12 protein-coding genes and 3 pseudogenes are annotated in these 17,106 nt (G+C 67.6%); 5 read left to right on the top strand and 10 right to left on the bottom strand.

The annotated features are described in order from the left end of the window. Positions 1-84: 84 nt before the first annotated feature. The 6 genes from FHX72_RS17585 to FHX72_RS17560 all read right to left on the bottom strand — a co-directional run bounded on the left by FHX72_RS17585 (position 85) and on the right by FHX72_RS17560 (position 7,355). On the bottom strand, positions 85-2,061 hold the full coding sequence (locus FHX72_RS17585) for an ABC transporter ATP-binding protein (RefSeq protein WP_282860436.1): 1,977 nt from the start codon (positions 2,059-2,061) through the stop codon (positions 85-87). A 231-nt stretch (positions 2,062-2,292) separates the two neighbouring features. Continuing rightward, positions 2,293-3,702, bottom strand: coding sequence for an MFS transporter (locus FHX72_RS17580; RefSeq protein ID WP_068476824.1), 1,410 nt, complete (start codon positions 3,700-3,702; stop codon positions 2,293-2,295). Positions 3,703-3,941: 239 nt separating this feature from the next. Next, positions 3,942-4,574: a GTP cyclohydrolase II gene (ribA, locus tag FHX72_RS17575; protein WP_183626779.1), complete on the bottom strand. Its 633-nt coding sequence runs from the start codon at positions 4,572-4,574 to the stop codon at positions 3,942-3,944. 14 nt (positions 4,575-4,588) lie between these two features. Beyond that, positions 4,589-5,326, bottom strand: a complete 738-nt coding sequence (locus tag FHX72_RS17570; protein ID WP_068476828.1) for a polyprenol monophosphomannose synthase — start codon at positions 5,324-5,326, stop codon at positions 4,589-4,591. A gap of 93 nt (positions 5,327-5,419) precedes the next feature. Beyond that, positions 5,420-6,427 (bottom strand): tryptophan--tRNA ligase, encoded by a 1,008-nt coding sequence (trpS, locus tag FHX72_RS17565; protein ID WP_183626777.1) that lies wholly within the window; start codon positions 6,425-6,427, stop codon positions 5,420-5,422. Between the two features lie 79 nt (positions 6,428-6,506). Further along, positions 6,507-7,355, bottom strand: coding sequence for an exodeoxyribonuclease III (locus tag FHX72_RS17560; protein ID WP_068476830.1), 849 nt, complete (start codon positions 7,353-7,355; stop codon positions 6,507-6,509). Between the two features lie 237 nt (positions 7,356-7,592). Between FHX72_RS17560 and FHX72_RS17555 the strand changes: the two are divergent. Beyond that, positions 7,593-8,612: pseudogene (locus FHX72_RS17555) on the top strand (IS110 family RNA-guided transposase); the annotation flags it as partial. A 235-nt stretch (positions 8,613-8,847) separates the two neighbouring features. Here FHX72_RS17555 and FHX72_RS17550 read toward each other — a convergent pair. Continuing rightward, positions 8,848-9,936, bottom strand: coding sequence for a YihY/virulence factor BrkB family protein (locus FHX72_RS17550; protein WP_276510556.1), 1,089 nt, complete (start codon positions 9,934-9,936; stop codon positions 8,848-8,850). A gap of 154 nt (positions 9,937-10,090) precedes the next feature. Between FHX72_RS17550 and ptsP the strand changes: the two genes are divergently transcribed. From ptsP to FHX72_RS17530, 4 genes are all read left to right on the top strand, one after another. Further along, a complete protein-coding gene (ptsP, locus tag FHX72_RS17545; protein ID WP_183624061.1) occupies positions 10,091-11,782 on the top strand; it encodes a phosphoenolpyruvate--protein phosphotransferase in 1,692 nt (563 codons plus the stop codon). Positions 11,783-11,996: 214 nt separating this feature from the next. Further along, complete coding sequence (locus tag FHX72_RS17540; RefSeq protein ID WP_068476837.1) at positions 11,997-12,737, top strand: methionine ABC transporter ATP-binding protein; 741 nt, start codon at positions 11,997-11,999, stop codon at positions 12,735-12,737. Continuing rightward, on the top strand, positions 12,734-13,417 hold the full coding sequence (locus tag FHX72_RS17535; protein ID WP_068476839.1) for a methionine ABC transporter permease: 684 nt from the start codon (positions 12,734-12,736) through the stop codon (positions 13,415-13,417). The genes FHX72_RS17540 and FHX72_RS17535 overlap by 4 nt, the downstream gene beginning before the upstream one ends. Before the next feature lie 73 nt (positions 13,418-13,490). Next, positions 13,491-14,306, top strand: coding sequence for a MetQ/NlpA family ABC transporter substrate-binding protein (locus FHX72_RS17530; RefSeq protein WP_068476841.1), 816 nt, complete (start codon positions 13,491-13,493; stop codon positions 14,304-14,306). A gap of 226 nt (positions 14,307-14,532) precedes the next feature. Here the strand turns inward: FHX72_RS17530 and FHX72_RS19285 are convergent. From FHX72_RS19285 to FHX72_RS19275, 3 genes and pseudogenes are all read right to left on the bottom strand, one after another. Then, positions 14,533-15,768, bottom strand: a pseudogene (locus tag FHX72_RS19285) (beta-ketoacyl-[acyl-carrier-protein] synthase family protein); the annotation flags it as partial. A gap of 5 nt (positions 15,769-15,773) precedes the next feature. Next, positions 15,774-16,055: an AMP-binding enzyme gene (locus FHX72_RS19280; protein WP_338110168.1), complete on the bottom strand. Its 282-nt coding sequence runs from the start codon at positions 16,053-16,055 to the stop codon at positions 15,774-15,776. Between the two features lie 211 nt (positions 16,056-16,266). After that, a pseudogene (locus FHX72_RS19275) lies at positions 16,267-17,085 on the bottom strand (AMP-binding protein); the annotation flags it as partial. Positions 17,086-17,106: the final 21 nt, after the last annotated feature.

Raw genomic sequence — 17,106 nt, 5'->3', positions numbered from 1 at the left:
GCTTTCACGCTTCGGGATGGGTTGCAAACCATCTGCGTGCGTGGAACCCATCCCGAGACGAAGCGTGGGACCTTGCCCGAGGGGTCAGCGTGGGAGGAGCAGCTGGTGCTGCGCGAGCTCCCGGTACAGCGGGACGCTGTCGACGAGCTCGAGGTGCGTGCCGCGACCGAGCACCGTGCCGTGTTCGAGGACGACGATCTCGTCGCTGTCGACGACTGTCGAGAGTCGGTGGGCGATGACGATGACGCTGCGGCCCTCCGACACTTTGTCGAGGGCGTCGCGCATGAGTCGTTCGTTGGCGCCGTCGAGCGCGGACGTCGACTCGTCGAGCAGCAGGATGGGCGGGGCCGAGAGCAGGGCGCGCGCGATGGCGAGGCGCTGACGCTCGCCGCCGGAAAGCATGACGCCCGACTCACCCACCTGGGTGTCGAGGCGGTCGTCGCTGCGGTCGAGCACGTCACCGAGGTTCACCTCGCGCAGCACCTGCTCGCACGCGATGTCGTCGGCGTCCGGCCGTCCGAGCAGCAGGTTCTCGCGCAGAGAGCCGGCCAGGACGGGCGCATCCTGCTGCACGTAGCCGAGCTGGGCTCGCAACTGCTGGCGGTCGATGGAGCGCAGATCGATGCCACCGAGGCGGATGCTCCCGCCGGTTGGGTCGTAGAAGCGCTCAAGCAGGGCCAGGGCCGTCGATTTACCCGACCCGGACGGGCCGACAAGGGCGAGGCGCTCGCCGCGGCGAAGCGCGAAGCTCACGCCGTCGAGCACAAGCGGGGCCTCGACGCGCGCTTCGGTGCGGTCCTCGGCGAACAAACGGGCGTCTGGGTCGGACGCCGCACCGGTCATGGCCGCGGCCATACCTCCGCGGGATGACTCGCGGCGAATCGTTTCGAGCCTCGCGGCTGCACGTTCCCTGGCGGCGCGCGCGCGTACGACGTCCTCTGGATAGTGGAACGAGACGTTGTCGAACTCGACCGCTGAGGCATCAGGGGCTGCGTGCTCGTTCGCGGGCCCCTCGAGGACCACGAGCGGTGCCTCGGCGCGGTCGCCTGAGCCCTCCTCGGGAATGGCGATGATCTCCTCGATGCGGCCAAGCGCGCCGAGCGCCGTGTTGACGGCCGTGAGGGCGCCGAAGAACAGGCCGAGCGGCATGATCATCATGAAGAGGAACATGATGAACGCGATCAGGTTGGCGATGCTGAGGTCGCCCGCGGCGACGCGCAGCCCACCGACGCCGAGGACGGCGATGAGCGCTCCCTGCATGGCGAATCCTGCGACGGGGACGATGAACGCTGAGATGCGGGCGACGTCGAGGCCGCGCTGGTAGGCGCCGACCGCGTCGGCGTCGACGAGTCGCTCCTCGCGCTCGGTCGCGCCGAAGGCCCGCACGGTGCGCACCGACGAGATGGCGCGCTCGACGGATGCCGTCAGGTCGCCCACCTTCTGCTGGGCGGCTGCGCTGGCCTCGCGGATGCGCATGGACATGCCAACGACCAGCAGGAGAGCGACGACAACCACCGCGGACGTGATGAGGAACAGCACGCCGTCGAGGACGATCATGGCGATCACGGCGCCGAGGAAGGTGAGCGCGCCGCCGATGGCCTCGACGAGTCCCTGCGTGAGCACGGCGCGCAGCATCGTGGTGTCGCTGCCGACGCGCGAGACGAGGTCGCCGGTGCGCCTCGCGTCAAACTCCGCGACGGGAAGGCGAAGGAGCTTCGCGACGAGGCGGCGTCGCGTGTTGAGCACGATCGACTCGCCCGTGCGCTGCAGGAGGAAGTGCTGCACGCCGTTCGCGATTGCGCCGATGACGACTGCGCCGACAAGCACCCAGACCACCCAGGCGGCGATGGTGCCGGCCTCGACCTGTCCGATGAGCACGTTCACGAGCAGGGGCTGGGCCAGGCTCAGCGCAGAGCTGAAGACGCTGATCGCGATGATGCCGGCGAGCAGTGGCTTGTTGACCAGCAGGTGGGGGAGGAGCTGCTTGAAGGTCGCCCTCGGGGCACCCGTCGTTTCGCGAGGTGGTCGCCCCAGGAGGCCCCTGCGCTTCTTCTGCGCCACCCCTTCGTCGCCGACCGCTCCTGAACCCACTGGCTTGTCGCCCAAACTCCTGGCCTTTCGCCCGCAGCGCGCTGAAGTGCGCGCACGCCGATGGCGCGCAGTCGAGTGCGCGCACCCGCCAAGGGTACCCGCCTCGTCTTGGAGCGGACCCCGCGCTGGTAGCGGCCCGGCACGCCAAACGGGGCCGTGCATCCGCAGTGGATGCACGGCCCCGTCGAAGAGGTACGAGGACTACTTCGTGTTGGTCACGTAGGCGATGTCGCGGGTCTCCTTGGAGATGAGCAGCGCCACGAAAGTGAGCACCGCAGCGCCGGCGAGGTACACGCCGACCCAGAACGGGCTGCCGTCGCCGAACGCCCAGAGCGCGATGAACACGGTCGGCGCGAAGCCGGCACCGAAGACGCTCGAGAGGTTGTAGGCAATGGCGCTTCCCGTGTAGCGCACGTTGGCGGGGAAGAGCTCGGGGAGGACGGCGCTCATGGGGCCGAAGGTGAGGCCCATGAGCGTCATGCCGATGACGAGCATCCCCTGCGTGCCGATGAAGCCGGCAGCAAGGAGCGGAGTCATGGCGAAGCCGAAGATGAAGATCGCGCCCGTGGTCCACAGGAGCATCTTGCGGCGCCCGTACTTCTCGGCGAGTGGGCCGGAGACAAGCGTGAAGATGCCGAAGAAGACGACGGAGACGATGAGCATGATGAGGAACTGTTCGCGCATGTAGCCGAGGCCGGGCACCCAGGCGTTGGGGTCGAAGGCCTCGCCAGCGGCCGCTGCCTTCGCCTCGGCCTGCTCGGTGGTTGCCTTCGTGCCGAACGACAGGGTGAACGCGGTCATCATGTAGAAGAGGACATACGTGGCGAGCATGATGAACGTGCCGAGGATGATCTGGCGCCAGCTCGTCTTGAACGCGGCGAACAGTGGCACCTTCGAGACTTCACCTGCCGCGACGACCTTCTCGAACGCGGGGGTCTCGAGGAGGCTGATGCGCACCCAGAGGCCGACGATGACGAGGATCGCGCTGAGCAGGAACGGGACGCGCCAGCCCCACGCGAAGAAGGTCTCATCGCTCATGAAGTGAGAGAGCAGCACAAACAGCAGGTTGCCGAGGATGAAGCCGATGGGTGCGCCGAGCTGTGGGAACGTGCCGTAGATGGCGCGCTTGTTCGCCGGAGCGTTCTCCGTGGCGAGGAGGGCAGCGCCACTCCACTCGCCGCCGAGGCCGAGGCCCTGGCAGAAGCGCATGATGACGAGCAGCGTGGGCGCGAGGATCTCCCAGCCTGGCGTGAGAGCCGTCGGGAGAAGTCCGATCGCGAACGTCGCGATGCCCATCGTGAGGAGGGTCGCGACGAGCGTGCCCTTGCGGCCGATGCGGTCACCGAAGTGGCCGAACAGGATCGACCCGATGGGGCGCGCGATGAAGGCGACGCCGAAGACCGCGAACGAGGCGAGGAGCGCCGTCGTCTCGTTGTCGTTCGGGAAGAAGAGGGCAGGGAAGACGAGGCTCGCCGCGGTCGCGTAGATGTAGAAGTCGTAGAACTCGATTGAAGTTCCGACGAGGCTCGCGGTGAGGACCTTGCCGCGGGAGTTCTTGACCTCGAACTCCTCGACGGCTGCACCTGGCGTTGTCTTGCTGGGGGATGACACGTTGCTCCTGAAACAGCTGGCTCGCTGGTGAGACGCGGTTTCAGTGCGGGTTGCGCGGGTGCTTGAGCTCAGAGCAGCGGTGGGTGGAACGCGCCCGACCTGCCTGTTGAGGGGCCGAATGGCGCGTGCTCGGTCGGATGCTTGTGGCGTCCGGCCGAGTCGAGGTTACACGGCATTCGGCACTTTCGCTGGCCCACTACCCAACCGCGGGCCGCCTGGTGTAGGCGGATGGCCGCCCGTTAGCTTGCGGCGTCGTCCCCAGGCAACTGCGGAAGCTCGCTCATGATGTGACCCATGCGCTGGACCTTGGTCGTCAGATACGCCAGGTTCGCATCCTCGCGGCCGACCTCGAGAGGCACACGCTCCTCGATGGTGATGCCGTGAGCTTCGAGCGCCTCCGCCTTGGCGGGGTTGTTCGTGAGGAGGCGGATGCGGCTGATGTGGAGGTCGTCGAGCATCTGCGCGGCCGCTGTGTAGGCGCGGCTGTCGGCTGGCAGGCCGAGCGCGAGGTTCGCATCCACGGTGTCGAGACCCTGCTCCTGCAGTGCATACGCGCGCAGCTTGTTGAGGAGGCCGATGCCGCGGCCCTCGTGGCCGCGGAGGTACAGGACGATACCGCCGTCGCGGCCGATCGCCTCGAGGGACGCGTCGAGCTGTGGCCCGCACTCGCACTTCAACGACCCGAAGGCCTCACCGGTGAGGCACTCGGAGTGCACTCGGACGATGGCGCCGTTCTCGGGCTCACCCGAGATGACCGCGAGGTGCAACTGGCCGTCCGCGTCATCGGTGTACGCGCGGAAGCGCAGCACCCCGTGGCGGGTGGGGATGGAGGTCTCTGCCTCGAAGGTGATGGACGCTGGGGAGTCGCTCATGGGGTGCCTTCGTTCTAGTGGCTGACCAGACGCGAGAGAGCGCCAAGTCGGTAGCCGAGGCCCCACGCGAAGACGCGCCAGACTGCCTCGACGATGATGTCGCTTGACATCTTGGATGCGCCCTCCTGGCGTTCGACGAAGGTGATAGGAACCTCGCTCACGCGAATGCCGGAGCGTTCGAAGAGCCAGGCCATCTCGATCTGGAAGCAGTACCCGGCGCTCTTGATGCGGGTGAGGTCGAAGCCCTGGAGGAGTTCCACGCGGTAGCCGCGGTAGCCGGCAGTAATGTCGCGAATCTTGCTCTGCAACAGCACGCGCGCGTAGATGGAGGCGCCGCGGGAGAGGATCTGGCGCTGCAGCGGCCAGTTCTCTGTGCGTCCGCCTGGCATCCAACGGGTGCCGATGACGAGGCCTGCGCCCGAGTCGAGCGCGTCGATCATCTCGGTGAGCTTCTCGGGTGGGTGCGAGCCGTCGGCGTCGAACTCGAAGACGTACGTGTACCCACGCTCGGCTGCGATGGCGAACCCCTCGAGGTAGGCCGTGCCAAGCCCGAGTTTCCCGGCGCGGTGGAGCACGGAGACACGCTCGTCTGCCGCGGCCATCTCGTCCGCCATGTCTCCGGTGCCGTCCGGGCTGTTGTCGTCGACAACAAGCACGTGGATGCGCGAATCCGCACTCAGAACGCGGTCCACGATGGAGCGGACGTTTTCGCGTTCGTTGTAGGTGGGGATGATCACGAGCGTTTCGGGCATTGCGTCATCCTAGCGCGGTGAATGGTCAGAACTGATGCGATCCGCTGGGCTGTGCGGAACGCCCGGATCAGAGGCCTTCTGGGCCGTCGTTGCTCAGCGAACGGGCTTCGGGAAACCGACCCGCTCGTAGACCTCGTCGAGCGTGCCGAGCGCGAGCTCGTTCGCTCGCTCGGCGCCGCGCGCGAGGATGCGGTCGAGCTCGGCCGGGTCGGCGAGGAGCTTGTTCGTGCGCTCGCGAATGGGAGCGAAGGTTGCCTCGACCAGTTCCGCCAGTCCCTTCTTGAGGTCGCCGTAGCCGCCGCCCGCGTACTGCGCGGTGACCTCGTCGATGCTCGAGCCGGAGAGGACCGACGCGATGGTGAGCAGGTTCGAGACGCCTGGCTTGCTCTCGCGGTCGAAGCGGATCTCCCCGTCCGCATCGGTGACGGCGCGCATGATCTTCTTGCGGGTCACCTTCTCGTCATCGAGGAGGCGGAGGAGGCCCGCGTCTGACTCGGCAGACTTCGACATCTTCGCTGTCGGGTTCTGCAGGTCGTAGACCTTCGCGGTCTCCTTCATGATGTGCGGCTCGGGCACGACGAACGTGTCGCCGAAGCGAGAGTTGAAGCGTTCCGCGAGGTTGCGCGTCAGCTCGATGTGCTGGCGCTGGTCTTCCCCGACCGGGACGGAAGCTGCTTGGTAGAGGAGGATGTCTGCCGCCATGAGCACCGGGTAGGTGAACAGCCCGACGGTTGTCGTGTCTGCCCCATACCGCTGCGACTTGTCCTTGAACTGCGTCATGCGGCTGGCTTCGCCGAAGCCCGTGATGGTCGAGAGCACCCACTGCAGCTGGGCGTGCGCGGGAACTGCCGACTGCACGAAAAGGATCGACTTCTCCGGGTCGATGCCGGCCGCGATGTACTGCGCTGCCGTGACGCGGGTCCGCTCGCGCAACGACGCCGGCTCGAACGGAACGGTGATGGCGTGCTGGTCGACGACGCAGTAGATGGCCGTGAAGTCCTCTTGCATGGGGACCCAGTTGCTGAGCGCGCCCACGAAGTTGCCGAGGTGCAGCGAGTCGGCGGAGGGCTGCATGCCGGAGAAAAGCACGGGCTTGGTCATCAGTTGGTCCTCAAGGTCTTGCGGTTGGTCGAGCGGCTGGGATGCGCCTGGCGTGGATGCGCGGCGCGAGCGTCGCGGGTCAGAACGTGTAGTCGACGACAACAGGGGCGTGGTCAGACCAGCGAGTGTCGTAGCTAGCAGCACGGTCGACGGCATAGGTGACCGCCCGCTGTGCCAGCTCGGGAGTCGCAACCTGGTAGTCGATGCGCCAGCCGGTGTTGTTGTCGAAGGCTTGGCCTCGCTGCGACCACCACGTGTACGGGCCCTCGACTTCGCCCGAGAGCTTGCGGCCAACGTCGACGTAGCCGAGCCCAGTGCCGGTGGAGCCGTCCGCGCCTTCAACGCTCGCGCCGGCCTCCCCGAAGATGCGGTCGAAGTAGGCGCGCTCGCGGGGTAGGAAGCCTGCCCGCTTCACGTTGCCCTTCCAGTTCTTGATGTCGAGTGTGGTGTGCCCGACGTTGAGGTCACCAACAACGAGCGAGTGGGCGTTGTGCGCCTGCAGTTCGGGGAGCCTCGCGCTCATGGCGTCGAGGAACTTCCACTTCTCTTCCTGCTTCGGGGTGTCGGCTTCACCGGAGTTGACGTAGCAGCTCACGACCGTGAGCGGGGTGCCGTCGATGTCGAAGTCAGCCTCGAGCCAGCGGCCCGCGGAATCGAAGTCGTCTGGGCCGAGTTCGGTCCGCACCGCAGTGATCGGGAGGCGTGACGCGATGGCGACACCTGCTCGGCCCTTCGCCGTCGCGAGGTGGTCGTGCAGGTGCCAGTCGGCGGTGTCAATGAGCTTGTGGAGCTCCTCGGTGGGTGCCCGAACCTCCTGCAGCGCGAGGATGTCGACGTCGCGCTCGGCGAGCCACTCACCCATGCCCTTCTTGTAGGCGGCACGGACTCCGTTGACGTTCACTGACGCGATGCGAATGGTCTTTGGCATGGCCTCGAGTCTAGACGCGACCACCGACGTTGATGCTTATAGGGCCTCGTTTTGGTCTGACTCTGCCACCGACTGACTTCGTGTCTTTGCTTTGATCCGTCGGCTGGGACGGGGCGCTTTGTGAGTGCGCCGACCAGGCGGACATGACCTCATAGGAGCCTGGTCAAGGAGGCCCCATCAACGTCCTGTCTGCCCGCCCGGTCGGCTGCCGATCCGATCAAGAAGGGCAGGACCATCATGACAACAAGACTCGAGAAAATCTTCGCGGGTGTCGATACGCACGCGGACACGCATCATGCCGCGGTGATCGATAGCAACGGGAAACAACTCGGTGATGCGCAGTTCCCGACCACACCGGCCGGCTACGCGGCGCTGGCCGCGTTCCTGACCGCCTTCGGGATGGCCGTGCGCGTCGGGGTCGAAGGGACCGGTTCCTACGGGGCTGGCCTGGCGCGCCACCTGGGAGCGGCTGGGTTCGTGGTTGTTGAGGTGTTGCGGCCGAATCGACAGCTCCGTCGAACGCGCGGGAAGTCCGACCCGTTGGATGCGTACGCCGCTGCCCGCACGGCGCTCGCCCAGGAGGAGCACGCGACACCGAAAACGGGGGCCGGGCAGGTCGAGGCGATCCGGTATTTGCTCGTCGCGCGTCGGAGCGCCGTCAAAGCGCGCACGGCTGGGATGGTCCAGCTCAAGTCGCTGCTCGTGACCGCTCCGGACCTCATTCGGGAACGATACCGAGCGCTGAGCGATAAGGCACTCATCGAGGAGCTGGCCAGGTCACGTCCCGCCGCGGACCCGGTCCTCGGCGCGATCGGTCGGAGCCTGAAATCTATCGCGCGACGTCATCAGCAGCTGGGCGCGGAGATCAGCGAGCTCGACCAGGCACTGGCGGCGTTGACTGCGGCCGCGAACCCGGGACTGGTCGCGGCGAAAGGGCTCGGCACGATTACGGCTGCGCAATTGCTGGTCACCGCAGGCGACAACCCGGAGCGGTTGCGCAGCGAGGCGTCCTTCGCCGCTCTCGCCGGGGTGAGCCCGATCCCCGCCTCGTCCGGCAAAACGACGCGTCACCGGTTGAACCGGGGCGGGGACCGGCAAGCGAACGCCGCGTTGCACCGGATCGCGTTGGTTCGTATGTCGTACGAGCCTCGCACGCGCGACTACGTCGCGCGCAAGCGCGCGCTGGGGCACAGCAACAAGGAGATCATCCGTTGCTTGAAGCGAGCGATCGCGCGCGAGGTGTTCACCCTGCTCACCACGATCGTCGAGGTCCCAGTGACCGATGACCTTCGCCCGCTGCGACAGGCACGGAAACTGAGCCTCACGACCGTCGCGGAACACTTCAACGTCTGGCCCGCCACGATCTCGAAACTCGAGCTCGGAAAACACCGCGATGACGACCTCGCGAACAGCTACCGCGAATGGCTCACCGCGGCTTGACAACCAATAGGAGCATCACCGGCGCCCGGGCGGCAGTGGACGTGGGCCCGCGCTAGACGCGCCCGCCCTCGAAGCGCCGGCGCTGGGCCTCGGCCTCGACGCGGCGCTGCTGCCGGAGCAACGTCCGGTACTCGGCCATGGCCTTCCACCGGAAGAAACGCGGTGCGGCGTTGAGTCGCTCCCTGGCCTCGATGACTTCAGTGGCGATCTTCTCGCGCTCGGCGCGCAGGATCGTGTCGGTCGACTCCTCCCTCGCTTCCTTCGCAGTGAGGAGTCTCGGGGACGCCCCGATGTCATCCATCGTCACCTTGACCCAGGCCGCCGTCAGCAGCAGCACGGTGCACAGCAGGTTGAGGAAGATCATGAGGCCGAGGAGCACGGCGAAGGAGGCGACGAGTGGGTTGCTCGTCGCGCCACCGATGAGCGCCGTCGAGATCTGCTTCAGGATGCCGATGACGATGGCCCCGAGGAAGGCTGCGAAGAAGAGCGAACGGGTCGGGATGCGCAGGCCGGCCAGGATGCGCAGGATGCCGGCGAGGACAACCGTGTCGAGGCCCAGCAGGATGAGCACCGTCACGATGCGGATGACGACAAGCGCGAATCCGCTCGACTCGTCGATGCCCACGGTGCTGAGCAGCGACGAGAGGAACGTGGACGAGAGCACCGTGAGCGCCGCCGAGATGGCGAGGGCCACGGCGAAGGCGAGCAGGAAGCCGAGATCGATGAGCTTCTGGACGACGAAGCTGCGCTTGGTCGCGACGGGCACGTCGAAGATCGTGCGGATGCCCGTGCGGGCCTGGCCGAGCCAGCCGAGGGCCGTCCCGAGGGTACCGATCAGGGCGATGGTGCTCGCCCAGCCGAACGCTCCGGTGTTCTCGAGGAGGCTCGGATCGATGGCCCCGTCTTCACCGATGAGGCCGGGCAGTGACGAGTTGAGGACTCCGATGAGCCCATCCCGCAGCTCCGTATTCGTTGCCAGGAAGATGCCAGCAACAGAAAAGAGTAGCCAGATGCCCGCGAAGATGGAGAAGATAGCGGAATAGGCCATGCCACCCGCAAGGACCGAGGCACTCCTCGCCCCGAAATGGGCGAAGACTCGGGCGGGGCGGGTAGCTTGAGCCCAGGCGATCAGCGCTTTCATGCGCTCGCCGAACGGCGCCTCCGGGGGGAACTTCGGAAACGGCGGCGCGAACGTGGAACTGCGCGAACTCTTAGCTGAGTCTTGCTCGGTCACGGTCGAAGCCTACGTTGCTGTGCCGATACGCTGTCTGAGTTACCAGCACGAAGGAGTTGCTATGAAATACACGGGGTTTGGCGTCGGGACCGGCGTCGCTTTCGGTGAAGTCCTACGCATGCCTGATCCGCTCCCTGAACCTGCCGACGAGCTCGCCACAGGCGACGCCGCGACCGAGTACGAGCGGGCCATCACCGCACTCCGTGAAACCGGCGAGGGTTTGACTGCTCGCGCGGCCACCGTCGACGGCGCCGCGAAGAACGTGCTGGAGTCGCAGGCCATGATGGCCGCAGACCCGTCTCTCGCCGAAAGCATCAAGGCAGCGACCGAGGCGGGCAAGACCGCCGAGCGTGCGGTCTTCGAGTCCTTCTCCTCCTTCGCCGAGATGCTGAAGAGCCTCGGCGGCTATCTCGCTGAGCGTGCCACCGACCTCGGAGACGTCTCGCAGCGAGTCATCGCCCTACTCCGCGGCGTCCCAGCTCCCGAGGTGCCCTCGAGCGACACCCCGTTCATCCTCGTCGCGCACGACCTCGCGCCGGCCGACACGGCGAAGCTCGACCTGTCGAAGGTGCTTGCCCTCGTCACGCGCGACGGCAGCCCCAAGGCGCACACGGGCATCCTCGCGGCCGAGAAGGGCCTCCCGGCCGTCGTCGCCGTCAAGGAAGCGGACAGCCTGCTTGACGGCATGACGATCCTCGTCGACGCCGCCAAGGGCCAGGTCATCACCGAGCCCACCGCCGAGCGCATCGCAGAGGCGCAGGCCGAGATCGACCGCGTCGCGGCGATGAAGGCCGCTCCCGTCGAGCCGGGCGAGCTCGCCGACGGCACGCCGGTCCAGATCCTCGCGAACATCGGCAAGCCAGCAGATGCCGAGCGTGCAGCTGCGCTCGGAGCCGAGGGTGTTGGCCTCTTCCGCACCGAGTTCCTCTTCCTCGACAGCGACACCGCACCGACGGTCGAGAAGCAGACGGCCGACTACACGGCGGCGCTCGCGCACTTCCCAGGCAAGAAGGTTGTCGTGCGTGTGCTCGACGCCGGCGCCGACAAGCCCCTCGCGTTCCTCACGGAGGCTGACGAGCCGAACCCGGCGCTCGGGCTCCGCGGCATCCGCGTGCTCATGAAGAAGGAGCAGATCCTCCGCGACCAGCTCCAGGCGCTTGCCAACGCGCAGGCTGCAACCGAGGCGAAGGTCTGGGTTATGGCCCCGATGGTCTCCGACGCGCACGAGAGTGAGCACTTCACATCGCTCGCCCGCGAGTACGGGCTCATGACGGCGGGAAGCATGATCGAGGTGCCTTCCGCTGCGCTGCTTGCTGAGCAGGTGCTCGAGTCGAGCGACTTCGTGTCGGTCGGCACCAACGACCTCACGCAGTACACGCTCGCTGCCGACCGCCTCCTCGGAAGCGTCGCGGCATTCCAGGACCCGTGGCACCCCGCCGTGCTGCGCCTGATCGAGCGCATCGGCGAGGCTGGCGAGCACCACCAGAAGAGCGTCGGCGTATGCGGCGAGGCTGCGGCTGACCCGAACCTCGCGATCGTGCTTGTCGGACTCGGTGTTCGTTCGCTCTCGATGGCGCCTCCCGCGTTCGTCGAGGTCCGTGCAGCGCTCAAGCGAGTCACCCTCGAGCAGGCGAAGGAGATCGCACACCTCGCGATCTTCGCGAAGTCGGCCGTCGAGGCCAAGGGCCGCGTCGTGGACGCGCTCGCGACTCGCGGCGTCATCACGACTGCAGTGCCGGTCGTCGAGGTCTAACCACACAACCTAAGGCCTGGCGGTTCGCCGCCTGGCCAGTAGATCCCGAGCGGGGTGCATCCGGAGCTTTCCGGATGCACCCCGCTTTGCTGTGCGGTCGGCGTCTGCCGTCTGCCGCCCACCGCATATCCCGAGTCACGAGCGGACGCTCGACCGGCACTGCGAGCACGTGACGCGTATAGTTGTGCAGAATCCAGAAACGTTCGGAGTGTGCATGCCTGAACCCGGCCCCGTGGCCGCTCTCGAACGCGTCACGGTGCGATACGGAGCGGGGGCGCCAGCGCTCGACGGCATCGATCTGGAGATTCAACGCGGCGAGATCATCGGGATCGTTGGGGAGTCGGGCGCGGGCAAGTCGACGCTGCTTCGGCTGCTCGACGCCGACGAGACGCCGACGGAGGGGCGGGTGCTCATCCAGGGCACCGACCCGGCTACCATGCGTGAGCGCGACCGGCGAGGGCTTCGCCGACGCATCGGCATGGTGTTCCAGAGCTTCAACCTGCTCGCGAATCGAACCGCGCGGCAGAACGTCGAACTCCCGCTGCGGCTCCAGCGTCGCCGCGACCCGGCGCTCGTCGGCGAGCTCCTCGACTACGTGGGGCTCGGTGACCGCGGCGGCGACTACCCGGCGCAGCTCTCAGGAGGGCAGAAGCAGCGGGTCGCAATCGCGCGCGCCCTCGTGACGAGGCCGCCGCTGTTGCTCTGCGACGAGCCGACGTCAGCGCTCGACGAACGGACGACGAGCGACATCCTTCGCCTGCTCGCCTCGACGCGCGACGACTTCGGCACGACCATCGCGCTTGTCACACACGAACTCGCCGCGGTGAAGGCGATCTGCGATCGGGCTGCGATCCTCGACAGAGGCCACCTGCAAGGCATCGTCGCAGTGGAACACAGCGCTCGTGACGACCGCGGCTCCTACGTCGAGCACGCGAAACGGGTGCTCGGGTCGTGATCGAGCTCGTCGACAGCATAGTCACCTCACTCACGGCCAACGCCGACGCCATCTGGCAGGCGCTCGCCGAGACCGGCTACATGCTCGTGTTCTCCCTGGTCGCCGCCATTGTGCTCGGGCTGCCACTCGGCGTGCTGATCTTCCTGACCAGGCCGGGAGGCGTGCGCGAGAACCGGACGCTGTGGCGGGTCGCGAACCTCTACGTCACGGTCGTGCGATCGTTTCCGTTCCTCCTGTTCGTGGTGTTCCTCATCCCACTCACCCGCCTCGTGTTCGGCACCACGTTCGGCACCCAGGCGGCGACGTTCCCGCTGTGCTTCGTCGGTGTCGCGATCTACGCGCGGCTCGTCGAGCAGATACTGCTCGAGGTGCCATCCGGTGTGCTGCACGCGGCGAGGTCGATGGGCGCGGACACGGGGCAGGTGGTCACGCGCTTCCTGTTCGTGGAGGCGCGCAGCGGACTGGTCTACGCACTCACTTCCGCGGCGATCAGCCTGCTTTCGTACTCGACGGTGCTCGGCGTCGTCGGTGGCGGAGGGCTTGGCGACTTCGCGCTGCGCTACGGCTACCAGGAGTACGACTACCCGCTCATGTACACGACGATCGTGATCGTCATCGTGTGCGTGCAGCTGCTCCAGACCGGCGGCCACAGGCTTTCGGTGGCGCTTGACCGCCGGTGACCTTCATCTCAAATTCTTGCTCACCAACATCCACGACCAACTGCATGCACGACCCGCAAAGGAACCAACAGCCATGACACTTCGACTTCGCACGATCGGGGCAGCGCTGGCCGTCGCATCCCTCGCCCTTCTCACGGCCGGATGCGCCCCGTCGGCCGGTCAGACGGACGGCGGCGGCGACGTGGTCACGATCAAGGTCGCGGCCACGGTGACCCCCATGACGGACGTCGTGGAGGCGGCGGCCGAGGCGATCGAGGAGGGTTACGAGATCGAGCTGGTCCCCGTCTCCGACTACGTGCAGCCGAACGTGCTTGTCGAGAACGGTGAGATCGACGCCAACTTCGTGCAGTTCGTGCCGTTCATGGAGGAGTTCAACACGAAGAACGACGCGTCGCTCGCGGGCGTGAAGCCGATCTACTCGACGGTCGTCGCCTTCTACTCCAAGAGTCTGGGCTCACTCGACGAGCTGCCGCAGGGTGGCAGCGTCGTCATCCCGAACGACAGCGCCAACGCGGCTCGCGCACTGCAGTTGCTCGCCGACGATGGCGTCATCACGCTTGACGAGGGTGTCGAGCGATTCAAAGGCAAGGTTGCTGACATCACTGAGAATCCCCGGGAGCTGACGATCACGCAGGTCGACCTGCTGCAGCTCAACACGGCCTACGAGGAGGCGGATGCGGTCTTCAACCTGCCGTCGTTCGCGCGTCAGCTCGGGTTGACGCCCGTCGACAACGGCCTCGCGGTCGAGCAGGACCCTCAGTTCGCGGTCACGCTCGTGACGCGCGAGGACAAGCTCGGCACCCCGAAGATCGCTGCGCTCGAGAAGGCGTTCACGAGCGACAAGGTGCGGGAGACGCTTGAGTCGCTGGACGTGCCGCCCGCGTTCTAAGCCGACGTGCTCGTTGGGAGTGACCGCTGCCGGTCGGTTCACCACCTCGGGCCCATTGAAGTCGATCGCTGCCCGGCGATTCCCCCTCTGAGTGGGCGCTCAGAGGGGGACTCGCCGGGCAGCGATCAGCTTGTTGAGCTGAGTTCAGCGGAGTTGAGTTGAGCGGGCCCGGGCCTGGGCTCGGCTGGGAGCGAAGCGAGCTGGCTCGGCGGGGTGGCGCGAGAGGTCAGGCGTCGAACTCGCGGAGCAGCAGCGAGGCATTGTGCCCGCCGAAGCCGAACGAGTTCGAGAGCACGGTGCGGATGCGCGCTGGCCGGGCCTCGCGGGCGACGACGTCCAGTTCTGGGAACTCGGGATCGTCGAGGTTGAGCGTCGGCGGGATCACCGAGTCGCGCATCGTCAGCAGTGAGATGACGGCTTCGAGAGCCCCGGCGGCGCCCAGCAGGTGACCGGTTGCCGACTTATTGGCCGTCACGGGAACCCCGCCGAGACGGGCGCCGAGGAGCTCGCGCAGGGCGGCCGTCTCCATGGCGTCGTTCAGTGGCGTGCTGGTGCCGTGCGCGTTGACGTGCTCGAGGTCGCCTGCGTCGAGGCGGGCGTCGTCGAGGGCCGCTCGCATGGCGGCGAGGGCGCCGCTGCCGTCGGGTCTCGGAGCTGTCGGGTGGTAGGCGTCCGACGTCGCGCCGTAGCCGGCGACCTCGCCCAAGATCTCAGCACCACGTGCATGCGCGCCCTCTTCCGACTCCACGAGCAGGGCGGCCGCACCGGCCGCCATGACAAACCCGTGGCGCGCGCGGTCGAAGGGCCTGCTGGCCGTCTCCGGTGCGTCCTCGTGTCCGAGTGCTAGGGCGCCGAGGGTCGCGTTGACGGCCAAGTTGACCCGGTTGAGGCAGTCATCGGCCGCGACGACAAGGACGGCGTCGGCGTACCCGTGCCGGATGGTGCGCATCGCCTCGCCGAGCGCGACGGTGCCGCTTGCGCACGTCGCGGAGAGCCCGGCGCTCGCGCCGCGGGCCCCGTAGCGCTCGCTGAGGTAGGCGGCAGCCGCGTCCGGCCCGCCGTAGACCACGACGCCTGGCGGCACTCTGCGCGGCCCTGAGGCGTCGAGGATGCGCGCGGCGTCCTGCGTGAGCGAGACGGGGCCGGAGCCGGTCGCGATGGTCACGGCGAACCTCGTCGCGTCGAACGGGAGCGAGCCAGGCGCGATGCCGGTCGAGCGCATCGCCTCGTCGGCGGCCGCCACGGCGTAGTGCGCGTGGCGGTCCAGGCGCGCGACGTCACGCTTCGGCAAGTGGGCCGCGGCGTCGAAGCTGCGCACCTCTCCGGCTACCCGCACGGCGAGGTCGGAGACGTCGACGCTCTCGATGAGCCGGATGCCGCTCTGTCCCGCGAGCAGTGACGACCACGTGCTCGTGACGTCGAGCCCGTTGGGGGTGACGGCGCCGACGGCGGTGACGACGGCGCGCCTCATAGCCGCACCGCCTCGCCAGCGGTGACGAGGTCGAGGACTGCAGCACGGCGGATCTTCCCACCGGCCGTGCGCGGGAGGAGCTGCGCACGGTAGAGGCGGTGGGGCACGAACTGGGGTGCTAGGTGCGCGCGCAGGTGGCCGAGCATCTGCGCCTTGGTGGGGAGTGCATCCGCGTCGCCTTCGACGACAACCGCGACGATCGAGCCGAGCTTGCTGTCCGGCAGCGCGACGGCGCAGCACGCCTCGCAGCCTGGGAGCGAAGCGAGTGCGCGTTCCACCTGGGGGAGGGACACTTTGTGCCCGCCGGAGACAGCGACGTCGCCTGCCCGGCCGAGCAGCTGGATGCGCCGTTCGCGAACGCCGCGAGGTCGTTGACGCTCGCCCAGCCGTCGGCGTCGGTGATGCGGTCCGCGCTCGTCGCGGAGAGGTAGCGCTCGACTGCCGAGCCCACGCGGATGTGCAGGGTGCCGGTCTCGCCGCAGGCACCTCAGCCCCCGCTTCGTCCCGCACGCTCACCTCGACGCCACCGAACGGAGTCAGGTTGGTGCCGTCACCCTCGTCGCTGAAGCCGATGAAGCCGATCTCTGAGGCCCCGTAGTAGCTGCGCAGGTGCGCCTCGGGAACGGCTTCCTCGAAGCCGCGGCGGATGTGCTCCGGCTGGTTCGCCCCGCCCGTGATGACCTCGACCAGCGAGTCGAGCGGCAGGTGCCCGCGGCGGGACGCCTGCAGGACGGCAAGCAGCATGGCCGGCACCCCGACGAGGCGCTCCACGTGCTCACCCGCGATCGTGCGAGCCGCGGCCTGCGCGTCGAAGCCGCTCTGCAGGTAGAGCGAGCCGCCGGTGGCGAGCACCTCGACAAGCGCGTAGAGGGTGAGGCTGTACGAGAGAGGGCCGGGTGCGATCGTCGAGCGTCCGTCGGTCGTTCCGAGGTACCGGCGGCTGATGTCGACGTTGTGGTCCCAGCTGCCGCGAGTGCGCAGGAAGCCCTTGGGTAGGTCGGTGGTGCCGGAGGTGAAGAGCAACAGGAAGGGCTCGTCGCGCGGGCGGATCTCTGGGCCCGGGGCCGACGCGCCCCGCTCGGCAAGCGCATCCGCCGCTGCCAGGTCGAACGCTGCCAACGAGGTGACTGTTCCTCCCCACGACGTGGCGTCGAGTTGGGCCTCGAACTCCGGATCGTCGGTGATGACCAGCGCGGGCTCAACCCGCCGCAGGATCTCAAGGCGATGCTCGAGCGGCCACAGGGGGTCGAGCACGGCCGCGACGGCGCGGAAGCTGATGACTCCCGTGAGGAGGCGGGCGGCGTCGATGGCACGCGAGAGGGAGACGGT

Origin of the sequence: Pseudoclavibacter helvolus (assembly GCF_014191305.1) — a bacterium.
GTDB classification, from domain to species: Bacteria; Actinomycetota; Actinomycetes; order Actinomycetales; family Microbacteriaceae; genus Pseudoclavibacter; species Pseudoclavibacter helvolus.
The sequence above is the reverse complement of the archived record's forward strand: the minus strand, read 5'-3'. Positions and strand labels throughout refer to the sequence as shown.

Bases quoted from the DNA above. Each gene is read 5' to 3' on its own strand.
- FHX72_RS17550 (WP_276510556.1), bottom strand. From the start codon at position 9,936: ATGAAAGCGCTGATCGCCTGGGCTCAAGCTACCCGCCCCGCCCGAGTC.
- ptsP (WP_183624061.1), top strand. From the start codon at position 10,091: ATGAAATACACGGGGTTTGGCGTCGGGACCGGCGTCGCTTTCGGTGAA.
- ribA (WP_183626779.1), bottom strand. From the start codon at position 4,574: ATGAGCGACTCCCCAGCGTCCATCACCTTCGAGGCAGAGACCTCCATC.
- FHX72_RS17570 (WP_068476828.1), bottom strand. From the start codon at position 5,326: ATGCCCGAAACGCTCGTGATCATCCCCACCTACAACGAACGCGAAAAC.
- FHX72_RS17560 (WP_068476830.1), bottom strand. From the start codon at position 7,355: ATGCCAAAGACCATTCGCATCGCGTCAGTGAACGTCAACGGAGTCCGT.
- FHX72_RS17540 (WP_068476837.1), top strand. From the start codon at position 11,997: ATGCCTGAACCCGGCCCCGTGGCCGCTCTCGAACGCGTCACGGTGCGA.
- FHX72_RS17530 (WP_068476841.1), top strand. From the start codon at position 13,491: ATGACACTTCGACTTCGCACGATCGGGGCAGCGCTGGCCGTCGCATCC.
- trpS (WP_183626777.1), bottom strand. From the start codon at position 6,427: ATGACCAAGCCCGTGCTTTTCTCCGGCATGCAGCCCTCCGCCGACTCG.